This is a genomic window from Paenibacillus dendrobii (assembly GCF_009807035.1).
Classification (GTDB): Bacteria; Bacillota; Bacilli; order Paenibacillales; family Paenibacillaceae; genus Paenibacillus_AQ; species Paenibacillus_AQ dendrobii.
Window position 1 is genome coordinate 1 of sequence record NZ_WUBI01000002.1, and the last position, 15,177, is coordinate 15,177.

At 46.5% G+C, this 15,177-nt stretch carries 11 protein-coding genes; 2 read left to right on the forward strand and 9 right to left on the reverse strand.

What is annotated here, in order from left to right; genetic code table 11:
- From GRF59_RS13630 to GRF59_RS13660, 7 genes are all read right to left on the reverse strand, one after another.
- Window positions 1-4,268 (reverse strand): AMP-binding protein (locus GRF59_RS13630; RefSeq protein ID WP_160498279.1); only part of this gene is annotated, 4,268 nt, incomplete at its 3' end.
- Between the two features lie 10 nt (window positions 4,269-4,278).
- Entirely contained in the window at window positions 4,279-6,735 is a 2,457-nt protein-coding gene (locus GRF59_RS13635; RefSeq protein WP_160498280.1) for a penicillin acylase family protein, read from the reverse strand.
- 16 nt (window positions 6,736-6,751) lie between these two features.
- The gene (sbnB, locus tag GRF59_RS13640) at window positions 6,752-7,720 is read right to left on the reverse strand and encodes a 2,3-diaminopropionate biosynthesis protein SbnB (protein ID WP_160498281.1); all 969 of its coding nucleotides are present in this window, start codon (window positions 7,718-7,720) and stop codon (window positions 6,752-6,754) included.
- Window positions 7,721-7,744: 24 nt separating this feature from the next.
- A complete protein-coding gene (gene fabD / locus GRF59_RS13645; protein WP_160498282.1) occupies window positions 7,745-8,698 on the reverse strand; it encodes an ACP S-malonyltransferase in 954 nt (317 codons plus the stop codon).
- A 10-nt stretch (window positions 8,699-8,708) separates the two neighbouring features.
- Entirely contained in the window at window positions 8,709-9,785 is a 1,077-nt protein-coding gene (locus GRF59_RS13650; RefSeq protein WP_160498283.1) for an HAD-IIIC family phosphatase, read from the reverse strand.
- A 32-nt stretch (window positions 9,786-9,817) separates the two neighbouring features.
- Window positions 9,818-10,054: a phosphopantetheine-binding protein gene (locus tag GRF59_RS13655; RefSeq protein WP_160498284.1), complete on the reverse strand. Its 237-nt coding sequence runs from the start codon at window positions 10,052-10,054 to the stop codon at window positions 9,818-9,820.
- A 19-nt stretch (window positions 10,055-10,073) separates the two neighbouring features.
- Window positions 10,074-10,934 (reverse strand): 3-hydroxyacyl-CoA dehydrogenase family protein, encoded by an 861-nt coding sequence (locus tag GRF59_RS13660; RefSeq protein ID WP_160498285.1) that lies wholly within the window; start codon window positions 10,932-10,934, stop codon window positions 10,074-10,076.
- Between the two features lie 262 nt (window positions 10,935-11,196).
- Here GRF59_RS13660 and GRF59_RS13665 point away from each other — a divergent pair, with 262 nt between their 5' ends.
- Window positions 11,197-12,330 carry an acyl-CoA dehydrogenase family protein gene (locus GRF59_RS13665; RefSeq protein ID WP_160498286.1) on the forward strand — a complete coding sequence of 378 codons (1,134 nt, stop codon included), beginning with the start codon at window positions 11,197-11,199 and terminating at the stop codon, window positions 12,328-12,330.
- A gap of 37 nt (window positions 12,331-12,367) precedes the next feature.
- On the opposite strand, the gene GRF59_RS30140 is transcribed toward GRF59_RS13665, so the two are convergent.
- Together GRF59_RS30140 and GRF59_RS13675 are read right to left on the reverse strand one after the other, a co-directional pair.
- Window positions 12,368-13,057, reverse strand: a complete 690-nt coding sequence (locus GRF59_RS30140; protein ID WP_160498287.1) for a 4'-phosphopantetheinyl transferase superfamily protein — start codon at window positions 13,055-13,057, stop codon at window positions 12,368-12,370.
- 142 nt (window positions 13,058-13,199) lie between these two features.
- Entirely contained in the window at window positions 13,200-13,589 is a 390-nt protein-coding gene (locus GRF59_RS13675) for an iron chaperone (RefSeq protein ID WP_160498288.1), read from the reverse strand.
- Window positions 13,590-13,812: 223 nt separating this feature from the next.
- On the opposite strand from GRF59_RS13675, the gene guaD reads away from it, so the two are divergent.
- On the forward strand, window positions 13,813-15,177 hold the full coding sequence (guaD, locus tag GRF59_RS13680; RefSeq protein WP_160498289.1) for a guanine deaminase: 1,365 nt from the start codon (window positions 13,813-13,815) through the stop codon (window positions 15,175-15,177).

The window sequence follows — 15,177 nt, forward strand, 5'->3', positions numbered from 1 at the left end:
CGTTCTTGCAGCGCATACGGCAGCGCCTCGCCGCTGCAAATGATCCGCTTCAGGCTCGGTAGGTCCTCCACCCCCGGCTGTTCCACGAACATGTGCAGCATCGACGGCACGAAGTGAAGCGTCGTGATCTTTTCCTTTTGGATCAACTTCAGCAGGTAATCGGGATCTTTGTGCCCTTCGGGAGCGGCAAGAACCAGGCCCGCACCCGTCATCAGCGGCCAGAACAGCTCCCATACGGATACGTCGAAACTGATCGGCGTCTTCTGCATCACCCGGTCTTCCGGAGTGAGTCCAAATGTCTCCTGCATCCAGAGCAGGCGGTTGACCACGGCCTCCTGGATATTGATGACCCCTTTGGGTTTGCCGGTCGAGCCCGAGGTATAGATCATATAGATCGCGTCCTTACGGCCGGCGGCACGTTTCGCCGCTTCCTCTTCCCCGTCCTCCAGCATCTCGCCCGGCCCGTCAAGCAGCACCACATGCGCGGAATGCTCGGGTAACTCTGGTGCCAAATGGGATTGTGTCAGCAGAATCGGCACCCCGGCGTCCTCCAGCATAAAGGCCAGCCGCTCCCGAGGGTACGCCGGGTCTAATGGCACATAAGCCGCGCCGGACTTCAATATCCCAAGCAGCCCAACCATCATGTCCAGTGAACGCTCCGCGCTGATCCCGACGAAGCCGTCCGGACCCGCCCCTAGCCGGCGCAGTCTGCGGGCTAGTCGTTCGGCTTCTTGATCCAGCTCGCGATAGGTCAGCTGAAGGTCTTCAAAGCGGATCGCCATGGCATCCGGCGTACGCTCCGCCTGCTCCTCAATCCACTGAATAAGCGGCTTGTCCAGCCGATAATCGCGTCCGGTTTTGTTCCATTCCGTTACGGTTTGATGGCGTATCTTATCCGAAAGAACAGATAAATGGGAAACCGGGCATTCCGGATGAGCAACAACCTCGCCGAGCAGAGCTTGAAACGACTCTGCCATCGTGCATATCGTTTCAGGTTCAAATAGATCCGTATTGTACTCCATTCTCGCTCCGAGCGTTCCTTCGGTTTCAGCGATGATCAGAGTCAAATCGAATTGTGAAGTTTGCATTTCCAGACCAAAGGACTCCAATTCGAGTCCGCACAGTTTAAAGTTCACCTCGGATTGTCCAAGAATGATTTTCGATAAATGGTCCATTTTTTGCGGTTTCTCTAATACGAACATCACTTGGAACAATGGATTAACACCAGGCTCTCTTGCCACTTGCAATCGTTCAAGCAACAACGCAAATGGAAACCCTTGATTCTCAAGTGCGCCTAACGTCTGTTCTTGGATCGTCTTGAGGAATTGGGCGAAGGCCGGATTGTCTTCGAAGCGGCCACGAATAACGACGGGATTTACGAAATACCCGACGGTTTCTTTCATTTTCGGATCATAACGCTCCGCAGTCGGAGTGCCGACTTGAATATCCGCTTGCCCGCTGTAATGGTGCAAGAGAACTTGAAAAGAAGCCATTAATAATGAATATAGGGTTACCCCATGGGTTCTTGACATGTCTTTGAGCGAGTGAGTCAATGTCTTACCGATTTCGAAATCGTAACTGGAACCTTTATATGTCGTATGCTTGGGTCTGGATTTATCCAGAGGAAGCGTAAGCTGATGGGGCTGGGAGGTGAATTGTTGTTCCCAGTATGCAGCCAATTCTTCCCCCCGAGAGCTATTCAGCATTTCCTCATGCTGAGTAACATAATCTCCATACCGGCCAACCAGGACTGGCAGTTTGGCATGCTCGCCCCTGCACAAAGCCGGATAGATCTGATCGAGCTCATCCATCAATTGCACCAGAGACCAGAGGTCCGTAGCGATATGATGAACGCTGATAAGAAGAATATCGCCTTCGTCCGGTGTGCGATAGAGACGAATACGAAGCACATCCTGGTCCTGAAGATGGAATGGCTCGTTTGCAGCTTCCGTAACGAGCTTCCGGAGCACGAATCTGTCATTTTCACTTACCTCAATCATGCAAAAGTCAGCTGCTCTCTCCGGATGTACATAGGCAACCGGTAGTTTTCCTTCTACAGGGTAAACCGTCCGAAGCACCTCATGACGGTCGACTAGATACTGAAAAGCTTGGCGCAAAACATCCTCGTTCAATCCTTCGGAGGCCTTGAATGCAAAAGAGATATTGTATGCCGTGTTTTCGGGCTCATACTGCTGCAGGAACCACAGCGCTTTTTGACCATAGGATAGAGGACGATATACCGAAATTTCCCGCTGGATCGTTGGGAGAACCGGATCCGTCTGCTCATCCAAGCTTCGGCTGATCTCTAGTGCCAGATCAGGCAGACTCATTCCGTTTAGCAGGTTGACTACCGATAGCGAAGCGCCCAAATCTGTATACACCTGGTTAACCATTTCAAGAGCTGCCAAGGAATCCAGTCCCCAATTAGAGATGGATTCTTCTTTCGGAATTCTTGCTTTATCGATTTTCAGTGCATTTGCGAGCAGCTCTCCGACGTAGCTCTCCATTAGAATTACGCGTTTCTCAATGGGCAGATTCAAAAGCTCTTCTTTATCCGGTACTGTCCAATCGGTTGTTTCATTAGATATATAGCTATCCCCAATCGCATCCAGCGTTCCTTCCAGAAACTCTTTTTTGCACAGATGACGCTGAATTTTGCCGCTTGAGGTTTTAGGTATTCTGCCGGGATTCAGCAAGATGACTGCATATGTCTGCAGGCTGAAATCTCCCGCTATTCTTGTACGAATCGCATCAGCAACCTCAGAAACTTCCAGAGATTTGCGGAATCTGCGCTCAACCTCATGTACAATGACCAGCTGCTCTTGATGGTTAACATCCACCGAAAAAGCCGCGCTGTGCCCCAGGCGCAACGAGGGATGCGATTGCTCAGCCGCGGCTTCGATATCTTGAGGGTAATAATTGATGCCATGAATAATGAGCAGATCCTTTTTTCGGCCTGTAATGTAGAGTTCACCATCGCAAATAAATCCCAAATCTCCTGTCGCCAAATAGGAGCAAGGATCATTAGGAAGTGTTCTTCCAAAGGATTGTTCGCTTGCTTCTTGGTTGTTCCAATACCCGTCTGCAACGCTGGAGCTTGCAACCCAAACTTCTCCGATCTCATCCTCACCACAAATAGCCGATGACTGTGGATGTACAATTCGAAGTTCCTGACCCGCCATGTTCTTGCCTGAACTGACTAACACGGAACAGTCCTCCGGGTTTTCTGGTACCTGCACCCTATGGTCGCCTAATGCTTTTTTGGAGAACTGACCCATCACGGCTCCCTTACCTACTTCTCCTCCGGTGACCAGCAGAACCGACTCAGCAAGCCCGTAGCAAGGATAATATGTGGATTGCTTAAAGCCGCAAGCCGAAAACTTGTCGCTGAACCGTTTCAGCGTACCCGTCCTGATCGGTTCTGCTCCATTAAAAGCGAGACTCCAGCTTGTCAGATCCAGACTCTCCATCTGCTGGTCGGTAATCGACTCTACGCAAAGATCATATGCAAAATTAGGCCCTCCGCTTACGGTTGCCTGTTTATCTGAAATGGCCTTTAGCCATTGGTAAGGACTCTGCAGGAAATCAACAGGCGCCATTAAGGTTGAAGGGAATCCAGCAAAGATCGGAGCGATAATTCCGCCGATTAATCCCATGTCATGATACGGTGGAAGCCACAATACGAGCTTTGTTTCATCTGTCAAGCCAAAGCTTTCCTTAATCCGACTAGCGTTATGCAGCAGATTGCGATTCGTTAGACGAACTCCCTTTGGCTGTGATGTCGATCCGGATGTATATTGCAGAAAGACCAGAGAATCAGGGCCAACACTCATTTCTTTCCAATTATCCGGGTTACTGCCGCTTATGAAATCTTCCGAGGTCATCCATTTCAATTGGCGAAGTTCAGGTGAATCGGTTAATTGAGATTGAAGGCTCTGATAAATCCGATCATTCGTCAGAGCCAATGTAGCCTGCGCATTGCAGACAATGGATTCGATCCGCGACAATGAACGGTTCAGTCTGGGCGGGTACACGGGAACCGCGATGATTCCTGCATACAGGCAGCCGAAAAATGCCGTTATATATTCCAAACCTGGCGGATACATCAACAGAGCACGCTCTCCTTCCAGCTTCATTTCCTGAAGTACTGAGGCCATCGAGCGTGCTCTGCTGTCCAATTCGGAGTATGTCAGTTCTTGTTCCAAGCCATTCACCATGAAGCCCAGAGCCTGCCGTTGAGGCTGGTCAGTTGCTCTGCGTCGGACCATTTCCACTAAACTAGCATAATGGGACACTGTCTCTCACCTCTTCGCATTTTTTCACTCCCCCCGGCAGCAGCCTTAACAGACGTCCCTGTTGGTATTCCTCACGGGCAATTGTCTGTTTGAACAACGTCCCTTGAGCATGGTCATGCGCTTGATCCTGGTAATGACGACTACCAAAGTGTCCCGATTGACCGGGCGCAAGAATATCATAGGAACATTGCCGTATATCCGATAAATCGACCACGGTTCTCCACGAAGCGGACCAATACACGGATCCATCCCTATTAGGAACCATCGCCCCGACTGAAATATTACTGCCACCCACTGGCCGTTCTTGGGTATTCATTAGGAATCCTAATGCCTTTAATCCTGCTCCTAATGGATGGGCTGGACCAATTCGGTGATAATTGCCCCATTCCCATTTCATCGGGTCTCTTCCTTGCAGTTGGGCGCATTCCATTATGGCTACTTGATAACTCTTTACAGCGGCCTCCTGCAATCCGCCAGCTCGTTTGATCCAATCATTCTCCAGTCCTTCATTTGCATCTATAATCATTCGATCGAGCACGTTAACCTTATCGAACATTCGGGCATATAGCACTTTTCCCATCATTGGCTCGAAAACGATTCGTCCTAAAGCATTCATCCATATATAAAAAACGAATGGTCCCGACTGCTTCGCTTCGTCCACCCGGTCCCATTTCTCCAGAATATCTAGACCTGACAGCTCCATGAGACCTAGAGCGTGTTTTCCTCGAAGTATGGGCAGCAGAAAGGGCAAAAGCAGTTCAGCCTGCGGGTTAGCGTAGTCAACCTGAAGTTTCAACATATCCTCGACGCTTGCTTTTGATATCCCGGTAAGCACCTCGTATATTCGGTCTGCCCTATAGGAAGGAGCCCAGGCGTGAGAAAGAAAATAGGGATAGCGGTCATCCATAATTTTGTTGTTCGCGCTAACGATGATTCCCTCGTCCGGATTAACCAACTCGGGTAACTCATCAAAAGGGATATAACCGGAAAGTTCATACTCCTTCTTCCACCCCGGAACTGGTAGCAACCCGTCATGATTACCCCGAATGGGTACTAAGCCCGCTACCTTTGCTGCAATATCGTCCTGAGAAGCGAACACAAAAGTTAATACCGGCGTCTGGTAACTCTTTAAGGCGTCCCGGAACTCTTTCCAGTCGGTTGCTTTATTCATTGACAGTAACGCTTCCAGCTCCGTGGTGGGTTGATGGGCCGTCCATGACAAAGCAAGTGCCTCTTTATCATCTTCAAGCTCTTTGTCCATTCCCAGCACGCCACTTAAGACCGGGCCATGCCTTGTAACTAGAACCTCCAGTTCCGTATCCGGCTGCCCCTTGACTTTGATCGTTTCATGATAAACTTCCGCATCAAACCACAGACCTTCTTGCTCATACTTGTATTTGTTATTGGGGTCTTTTTTTTCGATGTATAGATCCTGCGTATCAATCTTCGTATTGGTGACTCCCCAGGCTATATGATCGTTATGGCCAAGAGCTATCCCCGGAACTCCTGGAATGCTTGCACCAATGACATTGGTCTTCGATTTGTCCCCGGCTGACACAACCAGATGAGCCTGATACCACAATGAAGGATTGCTATGATTGATATGGGGATCATTAGCCAAAATGGGGCTGCCGGACTTGGTGCGTTTTCCCGATAAGACCCATGCGTTCGAGCCCGCCGTTTCATCAGGTATTTGCTTTGTCGCAGAAAGAAGCGCCTCAAGATCGAGCGAAGGAGTCATATATGGATACGCCGGTTTCCTGAAAGGAACCTTTGCTTTTCCTTCGGATTTCACCGTAACAAAACCTTCGGGAGGATATACGGGAAATAGTTGTGAACATAACTGGAGACCTGCTTTTTTTGCAAGTTGGTACCGGTAGGTTTCGGCCCGCCAATTCTCGCTCATATCATAAGACATCAGTTTTAGGATCATTAAGCAGTCAACCGGTTTCCAAGGGGCTGGTTGATACTTCAGCAGTTTGAACTCTAATGGTAACCTGCCCTTTTCGACAGCCTGTTGAATAAAGCCATTGACTCCCGAGCAGTAACTTTTCAAATAAGTTATGGTTTGCTCGGAGTAGATCTGATATGACCGCTCAGCTGACTGCCGCAGCTGTAACGTTCGAAATAGCTTATCGCTGTTTAATTGCGTATTGCCCAGCACTTCAGCCAGCTCACCGCCGGCCAGACGCCGCATCATATCCATTTGCCACAAACGGTCTTGTGCCGTTACAAAACCTTGTGCCTTGTATAAGTCATGGTTATCTGCCGCTTCAATATGAGGAACGCCTCTTTGATCTCTATAAACTTTGACTTCATGAGATAACCCGGGCAGCACCAGATTTCCTGTAGTCTTGGTCTGCGACCGCGTGAGATATCCGATTGTTGCCCGAGTAAACGAAGCAGCCATAATGTTGTTGATTCGATTCTGGAAAAACATATGGAGCCTCCTTCGATTATCCTTTCAACTCTGTTCCGATTCCCGACGCAGCAGCTTGATGATAGTAGTAGGAGCCGATCGCAATATCAAAGACTGCCATTCCCATCGGATTAAACATAACGGCTTCACTGGAAGTTAGACGTTCCAGCACACCACCTGTAACGATATCCACAATGGAGAATGTATCTTCTTTTCGAAGACCTTTAACCTGGTGCATCATCTCGATATCCGTATTTTCTCGGCACACTTCTTCCCAGTCGTCTACCGCGATCGTTTGGGTGTAATCGTAAATGTCAGATTTAAAGTCCCGCAAAGAAACGTTGAGCAGTAAGGAACCGTCCTTTGGTTTTTTATCGATATATCGATGGGATGAAACCGTACACGTCATTAAAATATCTGACTGCAGGTACACTTCTTCCCAGCTCCTGCAGATCTGTACGCGTTCTTTGATGGAGTCGGGTATATCATTTTCATCCACCTGCCGGATATCATAGAGAAGCACCTTCTGGATAGATTCCGGAAAGAGTTCCATCATCATTCTAAGATGCAGTTGGCCGATCGGACCAAATCCAATAATGCCTGCGGTCAGGCCACTGGCCTTTTTCGCCTGCAAAAACTTTTGAATAACTAAACCTGACACCGAAGCTGTTCGAATCCCACTAATTAGACCGCTGTTGATCACAGAGAGAGGTACCCCCGTTGAGGAATCATTCAGGACGGTAACTGAATGGGCACGTTGAATGCCTTGGTCAATGTTATGGGGGAAACTTGCAATCCATTTCAATCCCGCCATTGAAAAGGTCTCGCCGACATAAGCTGGCATTGCGATAATGCGATTTGCCGGATCTTTAAATCGTACATAAGGCTTAACCGGCTGGGAAAAGTCCCCTGTATCTAAACACGCCGCAGCTCTTTCTATCACGTTCACAGTATTGTTCCATCGAATCCCAATGTGGTTCAAGTCATCAGTGTTAAGGTATAACATGTGAACCTCCTTTGTATGAACGGATTAGATAAAGTCTCCCTGAAGGTTTAAATGCTGTGCCAGGTTCTGGCGGTCAAAACGTGAATCGAAACAGAATACGTTTATCCCCTTGGGAACATTTGCTTCAACCAACGCGGTTAGCACATTTTTCGGGCCCGATTCTACGGTGAGGCTAACCCTTTGCTTGCTTAAGAACGACATAGTGTCACTCCATCTGACCGGATGAGTGATCTGGCGTATTAACAGGTCTGCTACCGAATGTTCATCGGGATACGGAAGCCCTGTGACGTTAGAGATGACAGGCCAACCAAGCCGGGAATAGTTTACGGAATGAAGAGATTCAGTAAACTGATCCGCGACTTCGGTCATCAGCGAACTATGAAACGGAGCGCTCTTAAATAAAGGCGTCAGCGAGCCTAATTCCTGCAAATTCAATTCAACACGGGAAATCGCATCTTCCTCGCCGGATATAGCTGTTTGTTCTGGTCCATTTCGGCAGCTCACGCTGACATGTGTACCCGAAGGATCAACGGATAGGCATTCCTGTTCAACAATCGACTCGTGAACTCCATCCACAATAGTCATTCTTCCGTTACCGTTATTGATCAATTGCTGCGTTAGCTCCCCGCGCAGCTTGACGAGCAAAAGCGCATCTTTAAACGTCAAGGCTCCGCTAGCCGTCAAAGCAGCATACTCTCCCAAACTATGCCCTGCTGCGAAATCGGGCTTGACCCCAATTTCCTGCATGTACGCCCGGAAAGCACTAATGCTCGTTGTTAAGAGAGCCGGTTGTGCGATGGCGGAATCCGCCAGATCGCTATAGCTGCCTTCAAAGCAGATTTCGGCAAGATCATATCCCAAAAGATCGCTCGCCTCTTCAAACGTATGCCGAACAACGGCATATTCATCAGCAAGAGCTTTACCCATGCCTAAATATTGAGAACCCTGTCCGGGAAACAAAAACGCAATCTTTTCCATAAGGCACCCCCTATTCGCTGCATGTAACCTTCACGTAATCCGGAAAAGGCTGAATCGAAGTTAAATCGTTCTCAAGGATCAAAATATCCCCGTTTTTGCCGACCTCCTGAAAGCCCGCAAACTTATAGGTGATGTACATCATGCGGTTTACAGAATTTTCAACAAATTCCGCCCAAAGCTTACAGCCCGACTTATGAGCCTCGTTCATAATAAAGTTCAGCATGATCGAGCCAACACCGCGGGACATAACCCTACATGACATTAGCAGCAGCTTAAGCGTCCATACTTCCTCCGAACACTCGACGAGGGCGATTCCGATCTTTCCGTAGGTACCATATTTGTCTTCCAACTCAGATACCCAAAGCCGGTGCCTATCAGACTTCCGGAACTCATCAAGCTCTTGATAAGAGTAGGTATAGCCCGTCGCATTGAGTTGATGCGTTCGTAACGTTAGTTCCTCGGCCCGCTGCAAATCGCCTTCGCCAGCAGGATAAATTCCAAAAACCATATTGAGTGTGGCCAAGAATTCTTCCTTTGTGCCGGAAAAATGCTGCTCCTCTTCCTTACGTACCCTATCGGTCATATACATGCTTCGGCGCAGCTGGGAGTCCTCGGTAATAAACCGGGGGGTCATGTCCGCTCTTTCCAATATTAGATTCATATCTTCTGCCGCAATGCATCTCACTTGCGGAAGCGAAAATTCAACTTCCTCCCTTTCGAAAGGTTGGTCATCAATAAAGGCAATGGTATTAGGGTTGATATTGATCAAAGAAGCGATATTCTTAATGGCTTCTGACTTGGAGCCCCATGAAATTTGTGGATACAGGAAGTATTCTTGGATACCCAATTCCTCTAACTTCGCCATGGCTGCGTCAGCGTCGTTCTTGCTGGCTATCGACTGCAGAATTCCTCGCTCATCCAGTTTCCGAATAACTTCCAGGACCTCTCCCCTTAATGTTACCCGCTTGTCTTCGAGCAAAATACCGTCCCATATGGTTTGATCAAGATCCCAAACCACACATTTCACTTTGGTTTCCTCACGAATCAGCTCAGCGGCATCTCCGCGACGATCAGGATTTAAGTCCAACGAAACATCGTCCTTTCCGATATGCTATTGTCTTACGCAAGCAGACGGTCGACTGTTGTTGCAATGGAATTTATCGATTTGAAATTGTCTAGATTCATTTCTTGATTGGTAATCCGGATATTGAAACGAGTCTCCAAGAACATCACGAGCTGCATAGCGAACAAAGAGTTCACAATTCCTGAGGAGAAAATATCCTCATCATCCTGAATGTCTTGATTTTTTACGTAACGAGACAAAAATTGACGGATATCTGTCTTCATATCTGCCATGTTTCATTCTCCTTTATTTTTACGAATTATGAGAATAATACGTGTAAAAGCCCTGACCCGACTTGCGTCCATTCTTCCCCGCCGCCACCATTTGTCGAAGAAGCGGGCAGGCTCTGAATTTAGGGTCCTGATAAGATTCATAGAGTACCTCAAGCGAGTAAAGAATCGTATCCAGCCCTATGAGGTCGCCAGTTTCAAGCGGACCGCTTGCATGGCCGAAGCATTCTTTGAAGATAGCATCCACATCTTCCGGTTTTGCGACTTGATCCTGAACAAGCCAAATGGCCTCATTAATGGTCAGCATCAAAACTCGGTTGGAGACAAATCCAGGCATATCGTTTACCAATATGTACTTTTTCCCCATTCTTGAAAGGATGCTGCCTGCCTGTTCGATGGTCTCATCGGAAGTATAGACCCCTCTGATCGCTTCCACCGTAGGTTTCAGCGGGACAGGATTCATGAAATGGATGCCTAGTATGCGGTCGGGACGATTGGTTAGTGCACCAATCTTGGTAATCGAAATACAAGAAGTATTCACAGCGAATATGGCGGATTCCGAACAAATGTTGTCCAGACGAGGATAGATTTTCTCCTTTACATCCCATTTCTCTGTTGCATTTTCGACGATAAATTCGCAATCGCTGACTACTTCCAAATCCACATCGGTTTCAATTCGACTTAATACTTCACTCGGATCGAAAGATTCCTTGTCCTGCGAATAGAATTGGTGAAACCTCACATGGTCGTAAATCTCTCTTTTCGCTTTCTCCAAAATTTCTTCATTCAAATCCACCAATTTCACATAAAAACCAGATTGGGCTAGATTCTGAGCGACACCAATTCCCATAACCCCTGCACCTATGACGCCTACTTTGTCCATTGTTCGTCACACCCCAAACCCAATTTTTAGTGCGAATAACTTTTTTGCTAGTTTTTAGTTTATTAAATAATAAAATCCTTATATGATAAAAAAATACTTATTTTCTCAGGATGATAATAAGGTAAAAAAATCCATTTGTCTAGTATTTAGATTCCAAAAACAAGCATAAATATTCGACAAATTTCCCCTGTTATTCAAACACCATATGTAATATATTAGTTTCAATTCAACAAAATACCATTAAAAAGGAAATGATGATACAATGAACTTCCATTTCACAGAGGGGCAAATCACCGCTCAAACACAATTCAAATTATTCTCTGATGAGAAGATTGCACCATATGCGCAGCAGCACGACGAAGAAGAACAATTATGTGACCAGGTTCTTCAATCCATGAGGGAATCCGATTATCTCGGTTCAATGATTCCAAAGCAATACGGAGGAATGGAGCTCGATACGATTACCATCGGATTACTTAACGAAGAGATTGGTAGGGGCTGTGCTTCAGTGAGAAGCTTATTAACCGTTCACGGAATGGTAGCGCTAGGGATTATGAGATGGGGCACCGAAACACAAAGGGCATACTGGCTTCCAAGACTAGCCAAAGGTGATACTATTGGTGCTTTTGGTCTAACCGAACCGAATGTAGGAAGTGATGCAAAGAGTGTAAGTACAACAGCATCCGTAGAAGACGATACATACATCTTGAATGGAGTAAAAAAGTGGATAACGATGGGGCAAATTGCGGATGTTTTTCTCATTATGGCTCAACTGGATGGGAAACCAACGGCATTTTTAATGGAGCGAAATTGTCCTGGCCTGACCATCAAGCCCATGAGAGGATTGTTAGGCGCCAGAGCTTCGATGATTGCTGAATTAAATATGGAAAATTGCCGTATCCCTGTTGATAACATCATAGGTTCCCCAGGGACAGGTCTATCGCATGTCGCTTTATCATGTTTGGATTACGGACGATATACTGTATCCTGGGGAGCGATTGGAACGGCGCAAGCTTGTCTTGAATCCAGTGTTGATTATGTCAGAAAGAGAAAGCAGTTTGGAAGACCCCTTCGCGATTATCAGTTAATCCAAAAAATGATCACAGAGATGATTGTAAATATCAAGGCATCTAGACTGCTATGCTTAAAGGCCGGATATTTAAAGGATGAGGGTGACCCCGATTCGATTATGGATACATGGACCGCCAAGTACTTTTCGTCTATTATGGTGAATAAAGTCGCAAGCGACGCAGTTCAAATTCATGGTGCCAACGGTTGTAGTAGCGACTACCCCGTCGAACGATACTTCAGGGACGCGAGAATCAACGAAATCATAGAAGGAACGACGCAAATGCACGAAATATTAATATCTACGCATGGTTTTCGCACGATTTGACAGCTTAAACAAGCATGATATAAGAAGCGTGTCCATGTTAAGCTAAAGCTTCTAAAGCTATCTTGATAAATGCGCTCAACGCCATTTTTTCAACATTCCTGCTTCGTTTCGGAGCAGTACATAAAGCAACTACATGCCGGGCGTCCAACTTTTCGTTCCAGAGCGTTTTTTCCTCGTTCCCATGTTCGTGTTTTACCCAGTTGGACCCCGGCAGGACCGTAAATGATTCAAGCCCATACGAAAGTCCTTGGCCGATGGCTTTGATGTAACTTTCTTTTAAGGTCCATATGTAATAGAAGGATTCATTTCTTACTTCCTCAGCTTCGTTAAATAAAAATGTTCGTTCTTCTCGTGAGAAAAAGCGCTTGGAAATCTCAAAAGGGGCCTCTTTGATCTCTTCAACATCAACGCCCACAGGAAGGCTGTCTAATGCACATACTACCCACTCTCCTGAATGGGAAATATTAAAATGCATGTCAGGATCATTGAACAGGAGAGGCTTTCCAAAACTATTTTTCCCAAAACGCAACACCGCGTTCCTTTCCTCTAATTTTCGGCAAATCATATACCGGACTAATATATTACCTACGAGAGACCTCATCGCATCTATAGGAAAATGATAGCTTAGCACCTGCTCTTTTTTTTCGTCAGATACTAGAGCAAGAAGACACGAAAATTCGGTTGGGTTAAGATCCCTGTCCAGATTCAAACAAATTAAATCAGTCACTGTTATCACCTATGTAACTTATAATCTATAAGTTTATTTTGTTAGAAACATGTTGACACTGAGCAAAAAACATTACACTGTTCTATTCCCCGTTAAAACAAGCCGATAAGCGCTAATTCCTTCTATGCGTAATCGGCTTGTTTTATTTATTTTTTTTCGCTTTACGATCCGCTTTTTCCATATTGCTGTTAACCCTGTACTTCACGATCCTGCTTATTAAATCATAGGGCAACGGTTTATCATACGGGAACTGCAGCGTCCCTTTTGATTTGTGATACTCATTAAGTTCCTCTTGAAAAGCCTCAATGCCGCTCGGAGTCGGATAGAAACCGATATGATTTTTGAAAGCCGCAAAATGCACGAGATTCCCATGAAGCTCAAACGTTGGCATCTGGTAGCTGATCTTTTCTGTGGCGTCCGGCGCAGATTCATGTATGACCTGCCTGATGGACTGTAGCATAACCTGAACCTCGGGCGAAAACATGGAAATATACTCATCAATTGAACCAACCGTCACTTTGTTCTCGTTCATCTGCTGGGCTCCTTCCCACACTTGTTTTCTAATATGATTCCCTACCACTACTATAATAAAACGTCCCCCTAATTCATAGGAGATATTTTTCACCTCATACATTTTTTGTTTGTTTTTTACATCTGCGATGACCGCATTTATTCGCCTTTTGTTATGGACATATCATTTTCGAACAATTATAATAACAAATACATCTCAAAAGACGAACATTAAGGCGGTAACAATGAAAAATTATATGCAATTATTTCGAGGCACAGCATTTTCCAGCAAATCCCCAAAAGAAATCCATATCTTAAAAGATCATCTTTTTGGTATCAATGCGGACGGGTTGATTGAAAAAATCATTGCACCGGACGATTCCGAATACCAACCCTTGCTTGATGCCTATCAAGGCCAAAGCAACTTTCATCAATTAGCTGAGGGTCAGTATTTCTTGCCTGGTTTTGTCGATTTGCATGTTCATGCGCCGCAATGGGCCCAATCCGGAACGGCATTAGACATTCCACTCCATGATTGGCTAAATACGTATACCTTCCCGCTCGAATCCAAATTCTCGGATCTGGATTTTGCAAAGAAAGTCTATGACGATCTAGTTAGCACTCTGCTTGCGAACGGAACAACAACCGTACTTTATTTTGCAACAGTCCATAAAGAAGCGAGTTTATTACTAGCTGAAATATGCGCACAAAAAGGCCAACGCGGCCTTGTCGGAAAAGTGGTTATGGATGATCCGGAGCAAAATCCTGAATACTACCGCGACGCGGACACTCGCGCAGCACTCGCGGATACGGAAGAGTTCATTCTAGCTGTACGGGAATTAGCGCAGACCACCAAACAAGGCGTTTACCCGGTTGTCACGCCGCGGTTCATTCCAAGCTGCACGGATGAATCTTTGAAAGGCCTGGGAGATCTGGCAGCAAAATATGATACGTATGTACAATCGCACTGCAGCGAAAGTGATTGGGCACATGGCTATGTACAAGATCGTTTCCGTAAAAACGATGCCTTTGCGCTGCATGATTTCGGTCTGCTTCGTGATAAATCTGTCATGGCGCATTGTAACTTTTTGGATGAGCCAGATGCGGATCTATTTGCCGAGACGGGAACGGCTATTGCTCATTGTCCTATTTCGAATGCTTATTTTGCCAATAGCGTTATTCCAATCGCTCATTTCCATGCCAAAGGGCTCGAAATTGGGTTAGGCACGGATGTATCCGGAGGTTTCTCGCCTAGCCTATTCGATAACATCAGACAAGCGGTCATCTCTTCCAGAATGCTGGAAGACGGCGTTAATGCCTCCCTCCCCGCTCAAGAACGAGGCGTACCCGGATCACGCATCACCGTCCATGAAGCATTCTATCTTGCGACGGCCGGCGGCGGCGAGAGCTTGAGTCTTCCGATCGGACGTATTGAACAAAATTTCGTATGGGATGTTCAAATCATTGACACGAAGCTTCCTTCCGCCAAATTGCCGATCTTTGATGAGCATGAGGATTTGCAAGACGTTTTCCAAAAAATTCTGTATCTCGTTCAACCGGAACATATCCGTGAAGTCTGGGTTCAGGGCGAAAAAGTTCATTCTCGTTAA